The sequence below is a fragment of the Buttiauxella sp. genome, from assembly GCF_049686335.1.
Taxonomy (GTDB): domain Bacteria; phylum Pseudomonadota; class Gammaproteobacteria; order Enterobacterales; family Enterobacteriaceae; genus Buttiauxella.
This window is the reverse complement of sequence record NZ_JBAVHX010000034.1, coordinates 21,701-44,948: the sequence shown is the minus strand read 5'-3', so window position 1 is coordinate 44,948 and position 23,248 is coordinate 21,701. Positions and strand designations below refer to the sequence as shown.

Below are 23,248 nucleotides of genomic sequence, written 5' to 3'. Positions count from 1 at the left end.
TCCCTGAGGGAGAGGGGACAGATCGGTTTTCCCGCCTCCAGGGAGAGGGGGTCGACTGGTTTTCTCCCTCTCCTGGGGGAGAGGGCCGGGGTGAGGGCGACCGTAGCCAAAGGCATCTCAATCATTTCAGCGGCGAATTGGTGCGTTCAATGCTGTAGCGCTCAAGCTCTTTGTACGGCACCACTTTGGTTTTGCGCTTACGCACATCAACCACCGTCATGCGGTCGGTACACGAGTAGCAAGGATCCAGGCTGCCGATGATCAGTGGCGCATCGGAAACGGTATTGCCACGCAGCATGTAACGCAGTGTCGGCCAGTTGGCATACGTCGCCGCACGGCAACGCCAGCGGTACAGCTTCTGGTTATCGCCGGTCATCGACCAGTGAATATCATCGCCGCGTGGCGCTTCAGAGAAACCAAGCGCAAAACGGTTTGGAATATAGGTAAAGCCATCAACTGCCAGCGCGCCGCCAGGCAAATTATCCAGACCGAAATCAATCATATTCAGCGCGGTATACACTTCGTTGATGCGCACTTTCAGGCGTGACAGCACGTCACAACCGGTCTCGCTGTGAACTTCCATTGGCAGCAAGCCGTAACCGACAAACGGGTGATCGGCGCGGGTGTCACGGGCGTGACCGCTGGCGCGAACCATCGGGCCGACGTTACTGAAATCGCGGGCGATTTGCGGGTCAAGGCGGCCAATGCCGACGGTACGCTGCTCGATGTTTGGCGTGCTCATCAGAATATCGACCAGATCTTTCACTTCACGACGCATCTGCTGTGCCAGCTGGCGCGTCTGGATCATGTCGTCTTTGAGCAGATCGCGACGGATCCCGCCAATCAGGTTCAGGCCATAAGTTTTACGCGCGCCGGTGAGGATTTCCGCCATCTTCATGGACATCTCACGCACGCGGAAGAACTGCATAAAGCCGGAGTCAAAGCCGACAAAGTGGCAGGCCAGGCCGAGGTTCAGCAAGTGGCTGTGCAGACGTTCCACTTCCAGCAAAATCGCACGGATCATCTGGGCGCGTTCTGGCACCACAATCCCCATCGCGTTTTCAACAGAGGTGGTGTAGGCGGTGGAGTGGGCGAAGCCGCAGATGCCGCACACGCGGTCAGACAAGAAGGTGACTTCGTTGTAACCCATGCGGGTTTCAGCCAGTTTTTCCATGCCACGGTGCACGTAGAACAGGCGGTAATCGGCGTCGATAATGTTTTCGCCGTCAACGAACAGGCGGAAGTGGCCCGGTTCATCGGAGGTCACGTGCAGTGGGCCAATCGGCACCACATTGTTCTTTTTGCTGCCCAGTTCGTTGATGAACTCGTAAGTTTCCTGGTCCGTGGTGGGAGCAGGGCGCTGACGGTAATCCATGCTGTCTTTGCGCAGTGGATACAAATCGTCTGGCCAGTCATCAGGCAGCACTAAACGGCGTTCGTCCGGCAGGCCCACAGGCTGTAAGCCGTACATATCACGCACTTCACGCTCGCCCCAAACGGCGGCTGGAACACGCGGTGTTACGGACGGGAACTCCGGTTTATCAGCATCAACTTCGACGCGCACGGTGATCCAGCATTTCACGCCGCTTTCCATCGAAAGCACGTAATACACCGCATAGTTGCCGCACAACTGGCGTTCGTCGTTACCGAACAGTACGGATAACCAGCCGCCTTGCTGGTAGTAAAGCCACTCCACCACTTCTGGCAGCATGTTGAGCTTCACCGTGACAGTGATTTGGTCTTTGGTCTGCCAGGCTTCGTCGATCACCGCATGAGGAAATTGCTTATGCAGTGCGGCAAGATAATGTTGGCCAATCTTTTCTTCAGACATAGATAAATTCTCTTAAATCACGCCGCCAGCAAGGAGACGAAGGCTAAAAAGGCAAAGCCAAAACCGGCCCAGGTAATGCGCGAAGTTTCCAGCATCCGCAAACGCGCCATGCTGTTTTCGAACAGCGCGATAATCAGCACGCCAAGCACCAGTTTCACGACCGCCAGAACCAGCGCTAAAACTAAGCCGCCCCAGCTGAATTCGCTCATCTGACCCCATGGGATAAACACGCCAACGAACATTTGCAGCACCACCAGTTGCTTGAGGGAAATCCCCCATTTCAGCACTGCAAAACCCGCGCCGCTGTATTCGGTCAATGGACCTTCCTGCAACTCTTGCTCGGCTTCTGCGAGGTCGAATGGCAGTTTGCCCATTTCGATAAACGTGGCGAAGGCACAGGCGGCGAGCGCCAGAATCAGCGTTAAGCTCTGCGCGGCAGGCCAGTGGTAAATCGTGGAGGCGATATTGGTGATGTGTGTGCTGCCAGCCACTTGTGCCGCAACCCACAGGCCCAGAATCAGGATCGGTTCAACCAGCACGCCGAGCATCGCTTCACGGCTGGCACCAATCCCGGTAAACGGGCTACCGGTATCAAGGCCTGCAATCGCAAAGAAGAAACGCGCAATGGCGAACAGGTAGATAAGCGTTATCAAATCGCCCAGCGACGGCAGTGGCGACCAGAGCGTGACCACCGGCAGTGCGGTTGCAATCGTCAGCATCACGCCAACCATGACAAACGGCATCAGGCGGAATACCCAGCCGGATGCGGCGGGCGCCACACTCTGGCGGCTGAACAATTTGAATAAGTCACGATATTCCTGCATCACGCCAGGCCCGCGACGGTTGTGCAGGCGAGCGCGAGTGACGCGAGTGATACCGGACAGCAGCGGCGCGAAGGCAAATAACACCAGCGCCTGAATCAGTGAAAAGAAAATGGTATTCATCTCAGGCTCCTTAAGCGCAAACCGCAACCAGCAACACGGCTAGTTCAATCATCGCCAGGCGACGGAACGTACCGGCTAGGCAATCACACTGCCAGCCAGGTACCCATTTCACAGGGTTAAGGGTTTTGCGAAGTGCGAGCAGTGGCGCGAACGCCGCTTTCACTGGCTGAGCAAAACCGCCTGCGGTGATGACCATCGCTTGCTCATGGTCGTAACCACAAACCCAGGCCGTGCCGCGTGAACGGTTTGGCAGGCGATCGCCACGGAAAATCACCATCAGAATGAATGGCAGCAGCGGGCTGGCAATCAGCAGCAGGGTGATCATCGGTTGTGAAACGGTGGTGTTGGCGGTTTCCAGAGGCAGTGGAACTGCGTTCTGTAACAGCGGAATCAGCCACGGTGCCGCCACACCGGCAATCACACAGCAGGCAGCCAGTGCTGCGACACTCAGGTTCATCAACCATGGGGCGGACGTAGCGTTTTCAGCCTCCGGCGTGCGAGGCGCGCCAAGGAACGTCACGCCATACACTTTCGCCATACACATCACCGCCAGCGCACCGGTAATCGCCAGGCCTACAGCCAGCATCGGGCCTAAGAAACGAGTAATAAACAGTGGCAAGGTGCCGAGATGGAAGAACGACTGGTAAATCACCCACTCGCCCGCAAAGCCGTTCAGCGGAGGCAACGCGGCCATCGCCATCAGGCCGACTAACATGGAGATAGAAATCAGCGGCATGCGTTTGCCGATACCGCCCAACTTCTCGATATCGCGATGACCGGTGCGGAACCAGACTGCGCCAGCGCCGAGGAACAACGTGGTTTTGAACACGCTATGGTTGAACAGGTGGTACAAGCCACCAATCATGCCAAGGGCAATCAGCGTAGATTCGTTGAGCGCCAGACCCATCAGGCCAACGCCGAGGCCGAGCAGAATAATGCCGATGTTTTCCAGCGAGTGATAAGCCAGCAGGCGGTTGATGTTGTGCTCCATCAGCGCATACAAGCCGCCGATAAACGCCGTAATCATCCCCAGAACGACCACCAGAATGCCCCACCACAGCGGCATGACATTGCCGATCAGCGAGAAACTCATGATGCCGTAGAGGCCAATTTTCAGTACCACCGCCGAGAACAGCGCCGCTGCCGGAGCAGACGCGTTGGCATGAGCCTGTGGCACCCAACCATGAAGCGGAATAATTCCCGCCAGCAGACCAAAGCCAGTCAAACCAAGCAGCCAGACCACGGAGCTAACCGGCGTGCCGTTGGTTAACTGATGCAGCTCGGCATAGCTCAACGTGCCGTACTGTTTCCACAGCATCCAGCACGCCACGGCCAGCAGCACGGTGCCGAGACGGCCCAGCGCAAACCACAATTGACCGGATTTTTGGCAGCCTGTCAGGAAGTAACCGCTCAGTGCGACAATTTCTGCCAGCACCACTAACATGCCGAGGTTATCGGCAACCACTGCCGCGACCGCTGCCGCCATCACCAGGTTTACCAGTAAGCCGTTGGCTTTGACTGCCTGATGACGATGCCAGTCGATATTAAACAGCGAGATAAACAGACCCGGCAGAGCCAGTGTTACCAGCCACACGCCGTTAAACGCATTGAGCTGTAAATGCAGCTGCCAGACTTGCGCCATGCCGCTAAAGCCGGTTAACGCATCGAAGCCCGCAATCAACACCAGTACAGAACTGATGGCCCCACCAATCCCGGCAATAAAACCGCTCAGTGGTTTATGAAATGCCGTCATTCCTGCCAGTACCGCGCTCAGCAGAAAACCCATTAGCGCCCAATGAATCAGGATAAATGCACTCATTTTTTTACCTCAGGCTGGGTAAACAGGGTGAGATCACCAAGCGTTGTGCTCAGGGTCAGTTCACGTTTGCGTTTGCTCGATTTGGCGATGTCATTGTTATCAACCACTCGCAGCGCTTTGGTCGGGCAGGTGCGGACACACGCAGGGCCGCTTTCATCGAAGCTGCATAAATCGCATTTCACGGCGATGGCACGAACGCCAGGCACCCAGTCGATAAGCGTGCTGACACGCGCAGGGGCAGGTGGCGCAGGTGGCGCTTTCGGGCTGTTGGCATTCGCGGGAATATGAATCGGGCGGCTGCCGGAGAATTCAATAGAGCCAAACGGGCAAGCGATGGCGCACAGTTTGCAGCTCACACACAGGCTTTCGTTCAGCTGTACCGCCCCGTCGATACGGGTGATAGCGTTTGCCGGGCAGACGCCCGCGCAAGGCGCATCTTCGCAGTGGTGGCACATTTGCGGCGCAGAATCATTAGCATCACGCATGACTTTCAGGCGTGGCATAGATTGCAGGCCGTGCAGGCGGTGCGTTTCCGAACAAGCCGCCTCACAGGTATGGCAACCCATGCAGAGTTTGGAGTCGGCGATAATAAAGCGATTCACCAGGTCTTCCTTAGAACACGTCATCATTTTTGACGAAACCGTGCCGACGACTGCCATTTCGACAGTTTTCGACACCCAACGGGGCTATCAGGCCTGAGCACTTTGTTGCAGTTTCGCCATCGACACAGGGGTGTCGCTGTGAACTGCGCTATACAGGCTCTCGTAGACCGGACGAATTTTTTCGAGGTAATGCTCGAGAACATTCTCGCGGTTACGGTTGCTGATGCTGTTGTCGATACGGCCTTCTTCATCAAGGATTGCTTTTGCAATCAAGACGCTATCGTCGCCATTACGCTTCTCCACGTAGTACTCGATAGTGTGGCTGTTGAAGCCTTCCGCCAGGCGGACGTGAATGACGAAGTGGTCAAATAAGAAGAAGCGCAGTGAATCGTCAGGATTGCACCCGACGGCGTGATGCAGCCTGGCTTTAGAAAGGGTGATGCCTTGAATCAAGCTATTGCAGTACTGCTGCCATTGCGCGGTCATGCGTTGGTGCTTGTCGGCAATGTATTCAGCTTTTTCGCTCAGTTCCCAAATGTTCATTATTAAATCACTCTGTTTTTGCTGTTGCAGCTACAGAGCACGTTTCGTGCCAATATTGTATTTCGTTGAAATTATTGGTTTTTGTAGTGAATGTCGGCGAATAGCCACAGGCGTGACATGTCATTTCGACATGTTTGACGGAGTCGGTGTCGGGTCAGGGACGCCCTCACCCCGACCCTCTCCCCCAGGAGAGGGAGAAAAAACCGGGCCCCAGGAGAGGGAGAAAAAACCGGGCTATCCCCTCTCCCCCAGGAGAGGGAGAAAACCGGACCATCCCCTCTCCCTCAGGGAGAGGGTTAGGGTGAGGGTTGTTTTGGCATCATCCTTGCATCACCCCCTCCAGACACCCCGGAGGCAATATGCACGAAATCACCCTCTGCCAACGCGCACTGGAACTCATCGAAACTCAAGCTCGCCAACACGGCGCGACACGCGTCACGGCTGTATGGCTGGAAGTGGGCGCTTTCTCATGTGTTGAACAAAGCGCGCTGGAGTTTTGTTTTGAATTAGTGTGCCGCGACACCCTGGCCGAAGGCTGCCAGCTTCATATTCATCAACAAGAAGCGGAATGCTGGTGCTACGACTGCCAGCAGCACATCACCTTGTTAACGCAGCTGGTCCGGCGTTGTCCGTTATGCGAGGGCAGTAATTTACGCATCGTTGCCGATGATGGCGTGCAGATTAAGCGTCTGGAAGTAGAGGAGACAAATCATGTGTAGTACCTGTGGTTGCGCTGAAGGCAACCTTTATATAGAAGGCGACGAGCGCAATCCGCACTCGGGTTTCCGTAGCGCACCTTTCGCGCCTGCTGCGCGCGCTTTAACCCCCATCACCGGCGTGAAATTTGCTCCGACAGCTGATGAGCAAGGCGATCTGCATTACGGTCACGGCGCGGCAGGTACTCACGCACCGGGCATGACGCAACGCCGGATGCTGGAAATCGAACTTAACGTGCTGGATAAAAACAACCAGCTGGCACAGTTCAACCGAGAGCAGTTTGCTAAACAGCAACAACTGGTGCTGAACCTGGTTTCAAGTCCAGGCTCCGGTAAAACGACGCTATTGACCGAAAGCTTGAAACGCCTGATTGGGCGTGTACCTTGCGCCGTGATTGAAGGCGATCAGCAAACCGTAAACGATGCCGCGCGTATTCGCGCCACCGGCACGCCTGCGATTCAGGTGAACACCGGCAAAGGTTGCCACCTCGACGCACAGATGATCCGCGATGCCATGCAGCGCCTGCCGCTTGAGCGCAACGGCATTCTGTTTATTGAAAACGTCGGCAACCTGGTGTGCCCGGCGAGTTTTGACCTTGGTGAGCGTCATAAAGTGGCGGTGCTTTCGGTGACGGAAGGCGAAGACAAACCGCTGAAATATCCGCATATGTTTGCCGCCTCCTCGCTGATGTTACTGAATAAAATCGACCTGCTGCCGTATTTGCAGTTCGATGTCGAAAAGTGCCTTGATTACGCCCGTCAGGTGAACCCGAATATCGAAATCATCCTCGTTTCCGCCACCAGTGGCGAAGGCATGGATGAATGGCTGAACTGGCTGGAGACGCAGCGATGTGCATAGGCATTCCCGGTCAGATTGTTGAGAAACTGCCAGACGGCAGCGCCAAAGTGGATGTCTGCGGCATCAAGCGTGACGTTAACCTGATGCTGGTGGGCGACGCACAAATCGGCCAGTGGGTGCTGGTTCACGTCGGGTTTGCGATGAGCATTATTGATGAAGCCGAAGCCCGCGACACCTTAGATGCGCTGCAAAACATGTTTGAAGTGGAACCCGATGTCGGCGGCTTACTGTTTGGGGAAGAGCGCCGATGATGCATTTTGTAGACGAATATCGCGCGCCGGATAAAGTGATGCAGCTTATCGATGTGCTGCGTGATCGCGCGACAAAATTGCCTTACACCGCCCAGCGCCCGCTGCGCATTATGGAAGTGTGTGGCGGACATACCCACGCCATCTTTAAGTTTGGCCTCGACCAGTTGCTGCCGGAAAACATCGAATTTATTCACGGCCCTGGCTGCCCGGTGTGCGTGTTACCGATGGGGCGCATCGATGCCTGTATTGAAATCGCCAGCCATCCCGAGGTGATTTTTTGCACCTTTGGCGATGCGATGCGCGTGCCGGGGAAAAATGGCTCGTTGATGCAGGCGAGAGCGCGTGGCGCAGATGTGCGTGTGGTTTACTCACCAATGGACGCGCTCGCTTTGGCAAGTACGAATCCGGACAAAAAAGTGGTGTTCTTTGGCCTTGGTTTTGAAACCACCATGCCGACCACCGCCATCACGCTGCAACAGGCCAAAGCGCAGGGCATCAACAATTTCTACTTTTTCTGCCAGCATATAACGCTTATTCCTACGCTACGCAGTCTGCTCGAGCAGCCGGATAACGGCATTGATGCGTTCCTGGCGCCAGGCCATGTCAGCATGGTGATTGGCACGGCAGCCTATGATTTTATCGCCACCCAGCATCATCGCCCGCTGGTGGTTGCAGGCTTTGAACCGCTGGATTTATTGCAGGGTGTGGTGATGCTGGTGGAGCAAAAAATCCATCAGCACAGTGCCGTGGAAAACCAGTACAAGCGTGTGGTGCCGGATGCGGGCAATAATCTGGCGCAGCAGGCGATTGCTGAGGTGTTTGCTGTGCGGGGTGACGCTGAATGGCGCGGGCTTGGCACCATCAGCGATTCCGGTGTTCAGTTGACCGACGGTTATCGCCAGTTTGATGCCGAGGACCATTTCAAACCCGCGCCGCAGCAGGTTTATGACGACCCGATGGCACGCTGCGGCGATGTGCTCACCGGGCGTTGCAAACCGCACCAGTGCCCGATGTTTGGCAAAACCTGCAATCCGCAAAATGCTTTTGGCGCATTGATGGTCTCGTCCGAAGGCGCATGTGCCGCCTGGTATCAATATCGCAGCCAGGAATGCGAGGCATAAAACCTTTTCGTTGGATGACGCTGCGCTTATCCAACCTACAAAAAACGAGTCCAATCCAGGTCGGATAAGCGCAGCGTCATCCGACACAGGTAAAAAATCATGAAAACTATCGAACTCGCCCACGGCAGTGGCGGCCAGGCAATGCAAAAGTTGGTAGCTGACTTGTTCGTGCAGGCATTTGATAATCCGTGGCTGGCTGAACAGGAAGACCAGGCACGTTTACCGCTGGCTGAACTCGCGGCTCATGGCGACCGCCTGGCCTTCTCAACCGATAGCTACGTCATCGACCCGCTTTTTTTCCCTGGCGGCGATATTGGCAAGCTCGCCATTTGTGGAACGGCGAACGACGTGGCGGTCAGCGGCGCAACACCGCGCTGGTTATCCTGCGGGTTTATCCTTGAAGAAGGTTTGCCTGTTGAAACGCTGGAACGCGTGGTTCACAGCATGGCGGCGACCGCAAAAGCCGCGGGAATTGCAATCGTCACCGGCGATACCAAAGTGGTGCAGCGCGGTGCGGCGGACAAACTGTTTATCAATACGGCCGGTATCGGGTCGATCCCTGCCGGTTTAAGTTGGGGCGCGCAGCAAATCAGCGCCGGTGATGTGCTTATCGTCAGCGGAACGCTGGGCGACCATGGCGCTACTATCCTTAACTTGCGCGAATCGCTGGGTCTTGAAGGACAACTGGTGAGTGACTGCGCGGTGCTGGCTCCGTTAATCGCACCCTTGCTGCATATAGCGGGCGTCAAGGCGCTGCGCGATGCCACGCGCGGTGGGGTGAATGCGGTGCTACATGAGTTTGCGGCCTCGAGCGGTTGCGGGATGGAAGTCACTGAAAGCCAGTTGCCTTTGAACCCGGCGGTGCGTGGCGTGTGCGAACTGCTTGGCCTCGATGCGCTGAATTTTGCCAACGAGGGCAAACTGGTGATTGCGGTACAACGTGAATCTGCCGATGCGGTGCTGGCTGCATTACGTGCGCACCCATTAGGCCAGGACGCGGCTATTATTGGTGATGTCGTCGAGCGAAAAGGGGTGCGAGTCGCCGGTCTTTATGGCGTAAAACGGACACTCGATTTGCCACATTCAGAGCCGCTACCACGGATTTGTTGACCTAAGCCAGGAACGCCGGGTGCCGTCCTGGCTACACTTGAGCGGTTTCATAATACAAATCGCCAGGCGTTTGATTTCGTAGGGTGGATAAGCGCCAGCGTCATCCACCGCCTCCGCACTACCAATTGGATAAGCAAAATGCCATACACTCCGATGAGCGATCTCGGGCAGCAGGGGTTATTTGATATTACGCGTACCCTGTTGCAGCAACCTGATCTTCCGGCGCTTGCTCAATGCCTGACGCAAATGGCCAAACAGGGTGCACTCGCCGACCGCGTGAATATTCTGCTTTACCATCCGTTGCATCAGCGTGTGGCCTTTTATGGCAGGGATCAACATGGCAAAGAGCTGCATTACGAAGATGAGATGGTGCTGGCTAATGGGCCTGTTCGGCGGGTGCTTTCGCGCCCGGAAGCGCTGATTTGTACCGAAGAAGAATTTAACGACACCTGGCCACAGGTAATGAGCCTTGAGCTCTACGCGCCATTTGGTCGCTACTGCCTGTTGCCTCTGGCGGCAGAAGGCAAAATCTTTGGTGGCTGCGAGTTTATTCGCAATAACGATGTTACCTGGACAGATAAAGAACTCAATCGTCTGCATACGCTGGCGCAAGTTGTCGGGCTGGTGGCGGAACAAATTCAAAGCCGCCTCGACTCCAGTCACGATTACCAACAACTATGCCGCGAACGTGATGACTACCGCATTTTGGTGGCGGTGACCAACGCCGTACTGTCGAAGCTCGATCTCGATGAACTGATCCGCGAAATCGCCAACGAAATTCACCACTATTTCTCCATCGACTCGATAAGCATCGTTTTACGCGGCAACCGAAAAGATCGCCTGAAGGTCTATTCCACCCACTTCGTCAAAGAGCAATCGCCGATCCACGACCGGAGCGATGTCGCCCAGGCGGGAACGCTCTCCGAACGGGTGTTTAAAAGCGGTGAAATGCTGCTGCTGAATTTGCATCACGGTGACCAACTCGCGCCGTATGAGCGCATGTTGTTTGAAATGTGGGGCAACCAAATCCAGACCTTGTGCCTGCTGCCGCTCACGTTTGGCAGCAACATGCTGGGCGTGTTGAAACTGGCACAATGCGAGGCAGGCGTCTTTACCCCGCAAAATCTTAAACTGCTGCGCCAGATTGCCGAGCGTATCGCCATTGCGGTGGATAACGCGCTGGCGTATCAGGAAATCAATCGCTTAAAAGAGAACCTCGTCGACGAAAACCTCTACCTCACCGAGCAAATCAACAATGTCGCCAGCGATTTTGGCGAGATTATTGGCCGCAGCGACGTGATGTCGAACGTGCTCAAACAAGTCGATATGGTGGCAAAAAGCGACAGTACGGTGCTGATCCTCGGTGAAACCGGCACCGGCAAAGAGCTGATTGCACGCGCCATTCACAACCTGAGCGAGCGTAACAGCCGCCGGATGGTGAAAATTAACTGTGCGGCGATGCCTGCCGGATTACTGGAAAGTGACCTGTTCGGCCATGAACGCGGTGCGTTTACCGGCGCCAATACGCAGCGTATCGGCCGCTTTGAGCTTGCGGACAAAAGCTCGATGTTCCTTGATGAAGTCGGCGATATGCCACTGGAGCTGCAACCTAAACTGTTGCGCGTCCTGCAAGAACAGGAATTTGAGCGGCTCGGAAGCAACAAAGTTCAGCAGGTGGACGTGCGTTTAATCGCCGCGACCAACCGCAATCTTAAAGAGATGGTGGCCGAACGTGAATTTCGTAGCGACCTCTATTATCGCCTGAACGTGTTCCCAATCATGTTGCCACCGCTGCGCGAGCGTCCGGAAGACATTCCGCTGCTGGTGAAATCTTTCACCTTTAAAATCGCCCATCGCATGAACCGTAACATCGACAGTATTCCGGCGGAAACTTTGCGGACGCTCAGCCGTATGGACTGGCCGGGTAACGTCCGTGAACTGGAAAACGTGATTGAACGTGCGGTGTTACTGACGCGCGGCAATGTGCTGCATCTTTCGCTGCCGGAAATGGACTACCAACGGCCAGAAGAAAAAGCACACCCCGTTATGGCGAGTGAGGAGATTCGAGAAGGGGAAGATGAAGCGCAGAGAATTTTGCGTGTGTTAAAAGAGACCAATGGTGTGGTTGCCGGCCCGCGTGGTGCGGCACAACGCCTGGGACTTAAACGCACGACATTGCTTTCGCGCATGAAACGTTTGGGGATTGATAAAGAGGGTATATAAACTAGTTATATCCAAACTTTATTTACCAGGTATTCATCAATCATGGCTCTGATCCCTAAAAACTACACGCGGCTGGAAAGCGGCTACCGTGAGAAAGCATTAAAAATCTACCCGTGGGTATGTGGGCGTTGCTCGCGTGAATTTGTTTACTCAAACCTGCGCGAACTGACGGTTCACCATATCGACCACGACCACACCAATAACCCGGAAGATGGCAGTAACTGGGAGCTGTTGTGCCTGTATTGCCATGACCATGAGCACTCGAAGTACACCGAAGCCGACCAATACGGCACTACGGTTGTGGCAGGCGAAGACGCGCAAAAAGATGTTGGCGAAGCGACGTACAATCCTTTCGCGGATTTGAAGTCGATGCTCAATAAGAAGAAGTAACGCTTGGGTGAATGGAGTTCGTAGGGGAGAAGCGCCGGCGAATCCCACTGTTTTGAAATGACTGTCAAAGAAAAGGGCGGTTTCCCGCCCTTTGTTTCCCTGGTGTTAGCAAAGCAAAGCAAAGTACTTTTAGAATTCAGTCCAATTATCGTTATTGTTTGATCCCGATTTTTTGGCGAGCAATGCCAGCGTAGGTGTTCTGCTCACCGGGATATTTTCTGCTTTAGTATTTTGGTTTTTGGACACCCGAAAAATTGAAACAACCTTTTCGAGTTGTACGGCTTGATCTTCAAGCGAGCTGGCAGCAGCTGAAGATTCTTCGACCAGCGCCGCATTTTGCTGAGTAGTGGTATCCATTTCTGCCATCGCTTGCGCAATTTGAGAAATCCCACGGCTTTGCTCATCCGTAGCGGCCGCAATCTCACTCATAATATCTCGCACCTGAATAACCGACGTTTCAATGTTATCCATCGCGATCCCGGCGCCTTCAACCAGACGGAATCCTGAATCGACATAAGAAACAGATTCATGGATTAGCGACTCTATCTCTTTTGCCGACTGCGCACTTCGTTGTGCCAGGTTGCGCACTTCACCTGCCACCACGGCAAATCCTTTCCCTTGATCCCCAGCTCGCGCTGCTTCAACAGCCGCATTCAGTGCCAGAATATTGGTCTGGAATGCGATGCTGTTAATCACGGTCGTGATTTCAGAAATACGATGCGAACTGTTTTGCACATTCTTCATCGTGTCGATAACCATCTTAGAAATCTGGCTTCCCTCATTCGCTTTTTGCGAAGCAGCTTCCGCTAATTGCCGGGCATGTTCAGCATTTTCAGCATTCAACGCGACCGTAGAGGTGAGTTCTTCCATGCTGGCGGCCGTTTCAACTACCGCAGCGGATTGCTGTTCCGTGCGAGCGGATAAATCCATATTCCCAGCCGCAATCTCAGAAGACGAACGTGCCACATTGTCCACCCCATCCCGAACGTTATGAATAATGTCCTTTAGATTGTTATTCATCGTCGCCACCGCTTGCATCAATAAACCGGGTTCATCGCTGCGCTGGCTCGCCAGTGTGCCAGTAAGATCGCCATTCGCAATTTGCTCGGCTACAAGAAGTGTTTCATTAAGCGGGCGAGTGATTGAGCGAGTAATCACCAGGGCCATCAACACCCCAATAAGTATCCCAATAATGGCAACAATGGCCATTTCTAACTCAGCGGTAGCAACGACTCTTTCGGCTTTGAGTTGCTGGAGGTCAAACAGCACGCCAATGGCGCGAGTGAGCTCCACGGCTCTGTCTGTCAGCTGTGAGGAGAGGACGTTTTGTTGTGTCCACGCCGCAAGATACGACGGCAGGTCTGTAGAAAAACCCTGGATTTCAATAATACCTGCCTGCACCCATACTTGCTCTGAAGGCGGCAAATTAGGTAAAAGTTGCTCAGCATGGTTAATGCCTGCGGTCAGGCGCGCTTGTAAGGCTTCTCGCCCCTGCTCTGTAGGTTTATCTTTGTAATCATTTAACATCGAATCAATGTCGTTGAAGATAAAGCCCAGTTGAGCCACTTGTGTTTTTAGATCTGATGGCAATGATTCGCTATGACTCAGTGTGTCTGCCATGACGGACTTTTTATAGAGGTCTTTAGAGTCCAGACGTTCTTTATCACGGGTTGTTTGACTCAAAGCATTAATGAAAGGTGTGGTGCTCAGCACGTAATTTTTTACCGCACTTTCAGTTTTCAATACGGCGTCCATACTGTCTGCTGCCCAGGTGTAGTTTTTCAGCTGGGTAACTATTTCGGCCATTTGATTGATGGCCTTGCTATTTTGCTCCACATAATGGACATCATGGGTATATTGATAGTTGGTGCGGGTCAAACGTGCCGTGGTCAGAGCTTTGTTTAATTCAACCGTTAAAGCACTTTTGCTAATTTTATCCTGGACATCTCGCAAGCCCATCATCCCAGTAAGTACGATAACAATCGTGACAATAAAGACAACTGCAAACCCTAAGAAGAGTTTTTTGCTGACTTTTAAATTTAAAAACGAATTAATTATACTCATATTTTATCCAGTAAAGGCTTAGAGCCTATGGTGAGCGTAGTTATTTAAGAGAGCTATCATGCTAAAAATAAAAGTCGTGATGCTTTTGATAAATACCCTCACCGGCAACTAAATGTCGAACGGAGAGGCGCGAAATCAGTTGCCGATGAGGATATTTATAAAAAAAGGCCCTGAAAATTATTCATAATCAGGGCAAATGCATCCTACGTGATAGCACTTACTCAAGGTGCTATCTTATGGTGTTATTCCTTTTCTTTCCCAGAGGTAAGGCTGAGATCACTTATTCGATAATAAATCGGTGTTACATCAAGATAATTAATTATATAACCACTCCCTTTCATATTCAGAATGAAATCACCGGGTAACCCCAGAAGGCGTAGTTTTTTATTCAGGTTGTTTAACACCTGCCATAAACGTTGCGTTGAAGGTATGAGGTTATTTTCTTCCCATACATTCTTAAGTAGTTCGTCTTTGGTGACTTTTTTATGTCGCGCATGCAATAGCAGATAAATAAATAGTTTCAGCATGGTTGCATTAAAAAATATCGAACCAAAAATAAAACTACGTTCTGTGCTGTTTGCCGGAAGTCGGTATATTCTGCCATTATCAATATCGAAATGGATTTCTTTACCGATCATAAATCCATGCAATTGATAGTCCATTTCTTTCACGCTCATATAAAATAAATTCGACGGTTGTTGCGTTGCTCGTGTCCATTTCCTATAAGCCCTACTGTTTATAAGGGAAGATTATATGACTCCGGTGAATACTTACAACTCATGTTCCAGGAGAGCAGATCATGGACATGGGCTGACTTTTTTCAGCATTTAAAACCTGCTTTGTTTGTGAAAAAAGAACAAAAAAATACCTTTATAGAAATCACACGGCGTAAATCCGGAAACTCATCATTAGTCCATGGCTCAAGGTAAAATTCCAAATTAGTTGTGATATCCAGTACATTGCTCTGGTTAAGTGACTAATCTGTTGTTTTGAAAATCTATTTATCCACCCCGCACTGGCTTCCAGACTCGCGATTATTCCTAAAAATTTTAAGGCTATTCTCGGGCCTGGTCGTTTTAGCGACGAGGAAAGCATAACGATTCTGAGGAAAAGGAGGAGTGATTTTCTATGATTTATACTTAGTCAGAAGTTAAGGGACAAAAGAGAGGGTTTAAAAATGAAGGATATAATTTATTGATTATAATATAAAAAAATCTGAATAAGATTTTTTCTGTGCTGTTAACCCTTGATGAAGCGGCATTGACCGATCTGTTTTTGGTGAGGATGACATGATGAAGACAATCTTTTTGATCAATGACACGCTTCTTTTTGAACCGGATGAACATAGTCTTCGCCCACTGGAAGGACGGCCCGGTAGCAAGATTGTCATCCATACTCCTGCAAGTGAATGCTTACTCCTTCTACTGCGCCACAATCACCAGGTGTTAACTCAACGATTTCTCTTTGAGCAAGTGTGGGAAAGACATGGTGCAGTAGTCACCACCAATGCTCTCTATCAAAGTATTGCCTCCTTAAGAAAGGGGCTTCAATCGGCTGGGCTTGCGGAAAATATTATTAAAACGGTCCCGAAGATGGGCTTTAAATCGGTAGCGACGATTCGTGAAGGAACAATCGATGACTTTATCGCTCCGGTTCATAGCGTATCGTTACCCGCTGTTGATGAAAAGACAGAGCCAGAAATTCCACCGAATGATCTGTCGCCGCGAAAAAAGCACGTTGCAAATTTCTTTCATTCACGTTGGGCATATCTGCTGGCATGCATCACTTTTATACTTTCTTGCGGCGTGGTTTATATGCAGCGAGCGGGAGGGGAGTCTTACTATTCTGAATACAACTACATTGGGAAGGTCAATGGTTGTGTGCTTTATTCGTCCTGGTCTGGCGAAGAGAAAAGCGCTCAGACGTTTACCGAACTGGGTAAGCGCTATTCACTTATCTGCAAAACGGATGGGGTCGCGTATTTAACCCTCAATCGATCTTTGCAAGGTTTATCCGTACTCCTCTGCAATCGCAAAATTCAATACAGCAATGCTGAGTGCCAGTCTTATATCTTCAGGAAAGATCGCTATGAAAGTTAGAAAAGGGGTAGCGAGCTGGGTATTGATCTTATTATTGATATCATTGCCTTTGGTGTTTGCCTGGTATCATACCTATCAGCGTAATCACTTTTCTTGTGACGCAACCGCAACCATTGTAGGTAAAAATATCAGCTATGAGATGATTACGCATTTTGTCTTTAATGACGGCAGTGGCACGTATACATCGCTTGGACGTTTGCATCAAACAGGAAAGCCCGAGATTAATACCAATAATCATTTCACGTTTAAATACTGGCATGAAGACGGGAAAATAATCATGATCTCGAGCGAAAACAGCGGGATGGAAAATATCTTCAGTCAGTATTTCCCCTATACACCCGATTTCTTCCTTTACCGCGAGCGAGGGATTAGTCTGGAGATTAGACGTGAAAACGAATCAAGTTATTTGTTTAGCTATGACAATACACCGCTGTTTTTTTGCACACGTAGCAACCCGTAGTGAACAGGCCCTCACGGCTGAGCCGTTATGGTTGCTGGTCGATGCTGGTCGTAGCTGAGCGTGAACGATGAATGTGGGCATACGGAAGCGTAGCCCACTTTTTTTGTATCCGTTGTTTGGACAGGCTTTCCTGGGCCAGCGGCCAGGAAGGTGACTTTACGGAATTTTCGTAGTGGGTTTACGGAATTTTCGCAAAGGATTTAATTGTGCACAGAGTGCTCTGGTAGGAAAAATCTGAACCTGTCCTGTAGCGACAGTGGTTAGATTTTCAACAAGTATTCCCCCCTTTCTGTCCTTTAAAAATAAAGAGATCCAGGACCACTCGCTGTTAGTGAGCGACCCACTTCACAAGAAAGCATGCCGAAAAATGGCTGCTTATCACCCATTTATTCCCATCTTCTGTCCACGAAACGAACTTTCCGCAATGGGTATGCAGTTTTAATTAAGTAATTATTTGTGTTTGCTTAATTACTGATGAAATTAGCTTGCTACTGTTCTGGTGCGAAAAATCCCCGTTCAAAGCAAACTCCGTTCGTAATAAATAATCATACTTTCAATCAGTTATCCGTCACAGGCTAAAGCCACTCCATGACGAGAGGGGTTTTCTTGTCTGCCAGATCCACGATTCTCTGCCTGGGCTTACCTGGAATAATCTGATAGCGATTCATTTACACGAAGCGTGTAAAAAATAAACAGGCTACTCGTTCGGGGTGATTATCACTATTCCATTGTTTTTTGTTCGATAAATACTTCATGTCAACATATTAAGCATTAACAGGCATAGGTCATCTCCATTTAATGTAATTTGAAGTTTTCTGTAATTTATAAATAAGTCTTTTATTAATCATTGGAATAATGTGATTACATTCAGGTTGTAATTTATTTAAATATAGAAACCAAAGCATCAATATACAATTATTCGATAATTAAAAATCACTCAATCTCATTTATTTAGAAATTTAAAAATGTTGTGCTTTATTAATATAATCCATCTATGTCGTTGTTTTATAAGTGAATGTTATTTGTAAATATAGCCTTATCTTGAGGTTTTTATGAATCAATATCACTCTGGCGCTTTTTTGCTCCCAATAATTTCCTGTAATAGAATGCGCGAAATTCACTCTTCTTAAGACTCAATTAACCACATGGATGTGGTTATTGTGATGTGTGCACAGTCTGAATTTCTGTAATGGCACGTGGTTATTTCCACGTTCGCCATGGGCGGTAGCGTTGTTAAAAGGAATTAAGGTATTACCATCATGAGTAAAGAAATCATCATCATTTTTTTGGCCGCAATGACCTCGCTCCTTATTGCTCGAATCGTGGCCTTAAAATGTGGCCTGGTGGACAAGCCCGGTGGGCGTAAACAACACAAAGGTGAAATACCTCTGGTGGGCGGGATCTCCTTCTATTGCGCCATTGCCATCTGTTATCTGTTCAGACCTGAACTATTGCCCCAAACCGAAGCGCATTTTCTTAGCTATTTACTGAGTATTTCGTTGCTGCTTTTTGTCGGCATTGCCGATGACCGTTTTGACCTTCCAGTCGCTCCACGAGTGGTTATTCAGGCACTTTCTGCCGTCATTCTCATGGTCGATGGACTTCACCTGCAAACCTTCGGCCACTTGCTAGGCGAACAAGAATTGCTGCTTGGCCCGCTGGGGTATCTGGTGACGCTGTTTGCTACCTGGGCCGCTATCAACGCTTTCAATATGATTGATGGTGTGGATGGTTTGCTCGGTTCTGTATCCAGCGTGATATTCGCAGCGCTAATGGTGGTCTTCTTACTGGCTGGGAAACAAATTCACGGCATGTGGTGCCTGTTAATGATAGTCGCCTTGATCCCTTATTTGATGCTCAACATGGGTTTCTTCGGCAGCAAACGCCTAAAAGTTTTCATGGGTGATGCAGGCAGCATGGTGATTGGTTTTTCGGTGCTGTGGCTAGTCATGCTCGGCAGCCAGGACAACGATGCCGCAATGGCACCCGTGACTGCGTTGTGGCTGATTGCGCTGCCTTTGATGGACATGGTGACAATTATGGTGCGCCGTTTGCGTCGTGGGCAAAGCCCATTCCATCCAGATCGCGATCATCTACACCATATTTTATTACGCAGCGGGTTAACAGGCCGCCAGACGGTTGTGTTTGCTTCACTGCTGACCGCAACACTTGCGGGTGTCGGAATTGTACTTTCCATCATTGGTATTTCTGAGTGGCTTTCACTGGCTTTGTTTATCGGCGTATTTGCCAGCTATTTTGCCGTCAACTCTAAGCTACAACAGCGGCACCCGGATATGAGAGTTCAACTTAAATCGTCTCGTCCTGTGAATGTAGAAGTACCGGTCAGCCACCGCTAATACCTCCCATTTTCTCTATGTAAAAGCCCAGTGTCGCTGGGTTTTAAACACTTCGATAAACCAAGTGACCAACATGATAATTGTAAAATTTGCAGCTGTGCCGTTATTGATTTCAGCTGTCCTGCTCAGTGGCTGCACGATTGTTCCTGGCAGTAACCTCACCACTTCCGGTAAGACCATCGTTAATAAAGACGACTCAGTGAATATCAATGACAAGGTTAACGTCTACGCCGTTACCCCAAAATTGATTGAATCACTCAGCCCAACGCCAGTGGTCGCGCGTACTAACTCGCAGCTCGAACAAGAGGTGCAGGATTATCAATATCGTATTGGTGTGGGTGATGTATTGATGGTCACAGTCTGGGATCACCCGGAACTGACAACGCCTGCTGGCCAGTACCGTAGCGCATCAGATACCGGTAACTGGGTGCAGTCAGACGGCACAATCTTCTACCCGTACGCGGGCAAGGTCAAAGTGGTTGGCCGCACATTGGCTGAATTACGCGAAGAGTTGACCCGTAAACTGGCGGCTTATATTGAATCTCCACAAATCGATATTAGCGTTGCTGCTTTCCGTTCCCAAAAAGCCTATGTGACCGGTGAAGTTGCCCATTCCGGTCAACTGGCCATTACCAACGTGCCGTTAACGATTATGGATGCCATCAACCAGGCCGGTGGCCTGGCTGAAAATGCGGACTGGAATAATGCGGTTCTGACCCATAACGGCAAAGACGAACGTATTTCTCTCCAGGCGCTAATGAAAAATGGCGATCTGCAGCAGAACCGCCTGATGGTCAACGGCGACATTCTTTTCGTACCGCGTAACGATGACCTGAAAGTGTTCGTGATGGGTGAAGTGAAGAAACAAACCACCCTGAAAATGGACCGCAGCGGCATGACATTGACCGAAGCTTTGGGCAACGCGGAGGGTATCGACCAGATGACCTCTGATGCGACGGGTATTTTCGTTATCCGCTCAACCCGCGGTAAAAATAGCGACGGCAAAATAGCGAATATCTACCAACTGAATATTTCTGATGCCGCTGCCATGGTTATGGGAACCGAATTCAAACTGCAACCGTACGACATTGTTTATGTCACCACGGCCCCTGTTACCCGCTGGAATCGCGTTCTGGGTCAGTTAGTCCCAACTATTACAGGGATTAATGACATGACTGAAACCGTTCGCATGATTAAGAACTGGTAATTATGTTCAATTCAATATTAGTGGTTTGCATTGGCAATATATGCCGTTCCCCGACTGGGGAGCGGTTATTACGTCAGGCTCTGCCGGATAGAAAGATTGATTCAGCAGGGTTGGGTGCATTAGTTGGGGAGGGGGCAAATCCAATGGCCGCGGAAGTTGCTGCCGGACATGGTTTATCCCTGGATGGACATTGTGCTCAGGCATTTTCTTCAGAACTCGCGATGCAGTACGACCTTATCCTGGTGATGGAAAAATCCCACCTCGAACGAATTAAAAAAAGTTACCCAGAGGCCAGTGGCAAAACCATGTTAATGGGGCACTGGCAGAACCAGCTTGAAATTGGCGACCCCTACAAAAAAAGCCGAGACATGTACCAACTGGTTTATACACAGCTGGCTCAAAGCACCGCGCGTTGGGTTCTGGCATTAAAGAAATAGTTACTGTAATGAGATGTCGTTAAATGTCTGAGCAAATTTCTTATACTAATAAAAATAACCATACAAACAGAATAGAGCAATTAGATCTACAAAATGCATTTGGCGTATTAGCTGATAATAAATGGAAAGTTGCCGCCATCACTTTGCTATTTACTATGGCGGGAATAGCCTATGCTTTGTTGGCAACACCAATATATAGCGCTAATGCATTAATACAAGTAGAGCAGAATTCTGGTAGTAATGTATTAAGTAAACTTTCTGAAATTTTACCTGATAGCAAACCAGAATCTCAGACTGAAATTGGGTTATTACAATCACGTATGGTTCTGGGTCAAACAGTCGATGACCTGGCCTTAGATACTGTCGTACATGAGAAACATTTCCCATTAATCGGTAAAGGGTTGGCGCGCCTGACAGGACATCATGATGGCAAAATAGCCATTTCGCGCCTGACAGTAGCTAATGAATTACTGGATAATTCTTTTACACTTACCGTGATTTCGCCATCGCGCTACAGCATCACAGTTGATGATGAAACTTTTGAAGGTAAGACCGGCGAATTACTCGTAAAAGAAAATATGAATCTACTGGTGAGTGAAATCGATGCACCAGCCAATACCACCTTTGAAATTACTAAACTTGATAAGCGTACTGCTATTGATCAATTGCTTGATAATTTCTCAGTAGCGGATTTGAGCAAAGACAGCGGTATGCTGAAGCTGACCTATAAAGGGGAAAACGCCAGGCAGGCAACACAGATATTAAATAGTATAAGCAATAATTACTTACAGCAAAACGTGGGGCGTAAATCTGAAGAGGCGGCAAAAAGCCTGGATTTCTTGAAAGAGCAACTCCCACAAGTTCGTGCCAAACTGGATGAAGCTGAAAATAAATTAAATCTATTCCGTCAGAAGAATGAATCCGTTGATTTGTCTCTTGAAGCAAAATCTGTACTGGATAATACCGTTGCTTTGGAAACACAAATTAATGAATTAACGTTTAAAGAAGCGGAAATCTCAAAACTGTATACACGCGACCACCCTGCGTATCGTACTCTTTTGGAAAAGAAATCCCTTTTGTTAAAAGAACGTGAAAAACTCAATGCCCGCATTGGTAACATGCCAAAAACTCAGCAGGAAATATTAAGTCTGACGCGTGACGTGCAGTCTGGTCAGGAAGTCTATATGTTGTTATTGAATAAACAACAGGAACTTAATATTAACAAAGCTAGCACAGTAGGTAATGTTCGTATCATTGATAATGCCATTGCAGAGAAAAAACCGATATCACCTAAAAAGTTTTTAATAGTAATACTCGGGTTGGTGTCAGGACTATTCATTTCAATTGCGGCATGTCTGCTGAACAAATTGCTTCATACGGGTATTGAAAGCGGTGAAGAGATTGAAAATCTGGGATTGAATGTTTATGCCACTATCCCTGTATCTAAATGGCTCAAGGAGAAAAACCTTAAGCTAATGAAGAACAAAAACCGGTCGGTTCGTTCGGTGACGTTACTTGCCGAAGACAATCCGACAGATTTATCTGTAGAAGCGATTCGTAGTCTGCGTACCAGTCTTCACTTTGCCATGTTACAGGCAGAAAATAATATACTGCTTATTTCCGGCGCAACACCGGAAGCCGGTAAAACCTTCGTAAGTTGCAACCTTGCAGCAGTGATTGCCCAGTCCAGTAAGAAAGTATTGTTAATCGATGCTGATTTGCGTAAAGGGCAGGTACATCACGTATTGGGTTGTCATGAAAAAGATGGTTTGTCAGATGTATTAGTGGGTAGAAAAAGCTTTGATCAAGCGGTACAAAAGACCGAAATTGAAAACCTGGATTTTATTTCCCGAGGCAAAATCCCACCCAACCCTTCTGAATTATTAATGAATGCTAACTTTAAGCATCTCATGGTATGGGCTGCGAGCCAGTATGACCTGGTCATTATAGATACTCCTCCGGTATTGGCAGTCAGTGACGCCTGCATCGCAGCTAAATATGCAGGGACCACAATGCTTGTCGCGCGCTTCCAAAAAAATACCTTGAAAGAAATAGAAGTATCCGCGAAGCGTTTCTCGCAAAATAATTTGACCATCAGTGGCGTCATATTTAATGGTGTTGAGAAAAGAGCCAGCAATTATTACGAATATGGGAGTTATGAATATAAGTAATATCCTCAAGCGTTATCAAATAATCACTCTCCAATAATATAAAT

Annotated in this window: 20 protein-coding genes; 13 read left to right on the top strand and 7 right to left on the bottom strand. The window is 49.7% G+C overall.

Annotation, left to right across the window (positions count from 1 at the left end):
- Positions 1 to 121: 121 nt before the first annotated feature.
- From WBL83_RS20115 to hycA, 5 genes are all read right to left on the bottom strand, one after another.
- Complete coding sequence (locus WBL83_RS20115) at positions 122 to 1,831, bottom strand: NADH-quinone oxidoreductase subunit C (RefSeq protein WP_424590788.1); 1,710 nt, start codon at positions 1,829 to 1,831, stop codon at positions 122 to 124.
- 17 nt (positions 1,832 to 1,848) lie between these two features.
- Positions 1,849 to 2,775, bottom strand: coding sequence for a respiratory chain complex I subunit 1 family protein (locus WBL83_RS20110; protein ID WP_424590787.1), 927 nt, complete (start codon positions 2,773 to 2,775; stop codon positions 1,849 to 1,851).
- 10 nt (positions 2,776 to 2,785) lie between these two features.
- Entirely contained in the window at positions 2,786 to 4,594 is a 1,809-nt protein-coding gene (gene hycC / locus WBL83_RS20105; RefSeq protein WP_424590786.1) for a formate hydrogenlyase subunit 3, read from the bottom strand.
- A complete protein-coding gene (locus tag WBL83_RS20100) occupies positions 4,591 to 5,196 on the bottom strand; it encodes a 4Fe-4S dicluster domain-containing protein (RefSeq protein WP_424590785.1) in 606 nt (201 codons plus the stop codon). Before WBL83_RS20100 ends, hycC begins: the two co-directional genes overlap by 4 nt.
- An 87-nt stretch (positions 5,197 to 5,283) precedes the next feature.
- A complete protein-coding gene (hycA, locus tag WBL83_RS20095) occupies positions 5,284 to 5,739 on the bottom strand; it encodes a formate hydrogenlyase regulator HycA (RefSeq protein ID WP_424590784.1) in 456 nt (151 codons plus the stop codon).
- 359 nt (positions 5,740 to 6,098) lie between these two features.
- Between hycA and hypA the strand changes: the two genes are divergently transcribed.
- The 7 genes from hypA (at position 6,099) to yajD (ending at position 12,409) form a co-directional block, all read left to right on the top strand.
- Complete coding sequence (gene hypA / locus WBL83_RS20090) at positions 6,099 to 6,458, top strand: hydrogenase maturation nickel metallochaperone HypA (RefSeq protein WP_424590783.1); 360 nt, start codon at positions 6,099 to 6,101, stop codon at positions 6,456 to 6,458.
- Positions 6,451 to 7,314, top strand: a complete 864-nt coding sequence (hypB, locus tag WBL83_RS20085; RefSeq protein ID WP_424590782.1) for a hydrogenase nickel incorporation protein HypB — start codon at positions 6,451 to 6,453, stop codon at positions 7,312 to 7,314. Before hypA ends, hypB begins: the two co-directional genes overlap by 8 nt.
- Complete coding sequence (locus WBL83_RS20080) at positions 7,305 to 7,565, top strand: HypC/HybG/HupF family hydrogenase formation chaperone (protein WP_424590899.1); 261 nt, start codon at positions 7,305 to 7,307, stop codon at positions 7,563 to 7,565. The genes hypB and WBL83_RS20080 overlap by 10 nt, the downstream gene beginning before the upstream one ends.
- Complete coding sequence (gene hypD, locus WBL83_RS20075) at positions 7,565 to 8,686, top strand: hydrogenase formation protein HypD (RefSeq protein WP_424590898.1); 1,122 nt, start codon at positions 7,565 to 7,567, stop codon at positions 8,684 to 8,686. Before WBL83_RS20080 ends, hypD begins: the two co-directional genes overlap by 1 nt.
- A gap of 99 nt (positions 8,687 to 8,785) precedes the next feature.
- A complete protein-coding gene (hypE, locus tag WBL83_RS20070) occupies positions 8,786 to 9,796 on the top strand; it encodes a hydrogenase expression/formation protein HypE (protein WP_424590781.1) in 1,011 nt (336 codons plus the stop codon).
- Positions 9,797 to 9,934: 138 nt separating this feature from the next.
- Positions 9,935 to 12,019, top strand: a complete 2,085-nt coding sequence (gene flhA, locus WBL83_RS20065) for a formate hydrogenlyase transcriptional activator FlhA (protein ID WP_424590780.1) — start codon at positions 9,935 to 9,937, stop codon at positions 12,017 to 12,019.
- Between the two features lie 42 nt (positions 12,020 to 12,061).
- On the top strand, positions 12,062 to 12,409 hold the full coding sequence (yajD, locus tag WBL83_RS20060) for an HNH nuclease YajD (protein ID WP_034460453.1): 348 nt from the start codon (positions 12,062 to 12,064) through the stop codon (positions 12,407 to 12,409).
- A 129-nt stretch (positions 12,410 to 12,538) separates the two neighbouring features.
- Here yajD and WBL83_RS20055 read toward each other — a convergent pair whose 3' ends face one another.
- Together WBL83_RS20055 and WBL83_RS20050 are read right to left on the bottom strand one after the other, a co-directional pair.
- On the bottom strand, positions 12,539 to 14,473 hold the full coding sequence (locus WBL83_RS20055) for a methyl-accepting chemotaxis protein (protein ID WP_424590779.1): 1,935 nt from the start codon (positions 14,471 to 14,473) through the stop codon (positions 12,539 to 12,541).
- A gap of 242 nt (positions 14,474 to 14,715) precedes the next feature.
- Positions 14,716 to 15,150 carry a winged helix-turn-helix domain-containing protein gene (locus tag WBL83_RS20050; RefSeq protein ID WP_424590778.1) on the bottom strand — a complete coding sequence of 145 codons (435 nt, stop codon included), beginning with the start codon at positions 15,148 to 15,150 and terminating at the stop codon, positions 14,716 to 14,718.
- A 612-nt stretch (positions 15,151 to 15,762) separates the two neighbouring features.
- Here WBL83_RS20050 and WBL83_RS20045 point away from each other — a divergent pair.
- The 6 genes from WBL83_RS20045 (at position 15,763) to WBL83_RS20020 (ending at position 23,204) form a co-directional block, all read left to right on the top strand.
- On the top strand, positions 15,763 to 16,572 hold the full coding sequence (locus WBL83_RS20045) for a winged helix-turn-helix domain-containing protein (RefSeq protein ID WP_424590777.1): 810 nt from the start codon (positions 15,763 to 15,765) through the stop codon (positions 16,570 to 16,572).
- On the top strand, positions 16,562 to 17,032 hold the full coding sequence (locus WBL83_RS20040; RefSeq protein ID WP_424590776.1) for a hypothetical protein: 471 nt from the start codon (positions 16,562 to 16,564) through the stop codon (positions 17,030 to 17,032). Before WBL83_RS20045 ends, WBL83_RS20040 begins: the two co-directional genes overlap by 11 nt.
- 1,259 nt (positions 17,033 to 18,291) lie before the next feature.
- The gene (gene wecA, locus WBL83_RS20035; protein ID WP_424590775.1) at positions 18,292 to 19,389 is read left to right on the top strand and encodes a UDP-N-acetylglucosamine--undecaprenyl-phosphate N-acetylglucosaminephosphotransferase; all 1,098 of its coding nucleotides are present in this window, start codon (positions 18,292 to 18,294) and stop codon (positions 19,387 to 19,389) included.
- 73 nt (positions 19,390 to 19,462) lie between these two features.
- On the top strand, positions 19,463 to 20,596 hold the full coding sequence (locus WBL83_RS20030) for a polysaccharide export protein (RefSeq protein ID WP_424590774.1): 1,134 nt from the start codon (positions 19,463 to 19,465) through the stop codon (positions 20,594 to 20,596).
- A gap of 2 nt (positions 20,597 to 20,598) precedes the next feature.
- The gene (locus WBL83_RS20025) at positions 20,599 to 21,033 is read left to right on the top strand and encodes a protein tyrosine phosphatase (protein ID WP_424590773.1); all 435 of its coding nucleotides are present in this window, start codon (positions 20,599 to 20,601) and stop codon (positions 21,031 to 21,033) included.
- Positions 21,034 to 21,056: 23 nt separating this feature from the next.
- Positions 21,057 to 23,204 carry a polysaccharide biosynthesis tyrosine autokinase gene (locus tag WBL83_RS20020; RefSeq protein WP_424590772.1) on the top strand — a complete coding sequence of 716 codons (2,148 nt, stop codon included), beginning with the start codon at positions 21,057 to 21,059 and terminating at the stop codon, positions 23,202 to 23,204.
- Positions 23,205 to 23,248: the final 44 nt, after the last annotated feature.

Coding starts and splice junctions, on each gene's coding strand:
- hypB (WP_424590782.1), top strand. CDS start 6,451: ATGTGTAGTACCTGTGGTTGCGCTGAAGGCAACCTTTATATAGAAGGC.
- WBL83_RS20025 (WP_424590773.1), top strand. CDS start 20,599: ATGTTCAATTCAATATTAGTGGTTTGCATTGGCAATATATGCCGTTCC.
- yajD (WP_034460453.1), top strand. CDS start 12,062: ATGGCTCTGATCCCTAAAAACTACACGCGGCTGGAAAGCGGCTACCGT.
- WBL83_RS20050 (WP_424590778.1), bottom strand. CDS start 15,150: ATGAGCGTGAAAGAAATGGACTATCAATTGCATGGATTTATGATCGGT.
- WBL83_RS20055 (WP_424590779.1), bottom strand. CDS start 14,473: ATGAGTATAATTAATTCGTTTTTAAATTTAAAAGTCAGCAAAAAACTC.
- wecA (WP_424590775.1), top strand. CDS start 18,292: ATGAGTAAAGAAATCATCATCATTTTTTTGGCCGCAATGACCTCGCTC.
- flhA (WP_424590780.1), top strand. CDS start 9,935: ATGCCATACACTCCGATGAGCGATCTCGGGCAGCAGGGGTTATTTGAT.
- hypE (WP_424590781.1), top strand. CDS start 8,786: ATGAAAACTATCGAACTCGCCCACGGCAGTGGCGGCCAGGCAATGCAA.
- WBL83_RS20110 (WP_424590787.1), bottom strand. CDS start 2,775: ATGAATACCATTTTCTTTTCACTGATTCAGGCGCTGGTGTTATTTGCC.
- WBL83_RS20030 (WP_424590774.1), top strand. CDS start 19,463: ATGATAATTGTAAAATTTGCAGCTGTGCCGTTATTGATTTCAGCTGTC.
- WBL83_RS20040 (WP_424590776.1), top strand. CDS start 16,562: ATGAAAGTTAGAAAAGGGGTAGCGAGCTGGGTATTGATCTTATTATTG.
- WBL83_RS20045 (WP_424590777.1), top strand. CDS start 15,763: ATGATGAAGACAATCTTTTTGATCAATGACACGCTTCTTTTTGAACCG.
- WBL83_RS20080 (WP_424590899.1), top strand. CDS start 7,305: ATGTGCATAGGCATTCCCGGTCAGATTGTTGAGAAACTGCCAGACGGC.
- hypD (WP_424590898.1), top strand. CDS start 7,565: ATGCATTTTGTAGACGAATATCGCGCGCCGGATAAAGTGATGCAGCTT.
- WBL83_RS20020 (WP_424590772.1), top strand. CDS start 21,057: ATGTCTGAGCAAATTTCTTATACTAATAAAAATAACCATACAAACAGA.
- WBL83_RS20115 (WP_424590788.1), bottom strand. CDS start 1,831: ATGTCTGAAGAAAAGATTGGCCAACATTATCTTGCCGCACTGCATAAG.
- hycA (WP_424590784.1), bottom strand. CDS start 5,739: ATGAACATTTGGGAACTGAGCGAAAAAGCTGAATACATTGCCGACAAG.
- hycC (WP_424590786.1), bottom strand. CDS start 4,594: ATGAGTGCATTTATCCTGATTCATTGGGCGCTAATGGGTTTTCTGCTG.
- hypA (WP_424590783.1), top strand. CDS start 6,099: ATGCACGAAATCACCCTCTGCCAACGCGCACTGGAACTCATCGAAACT.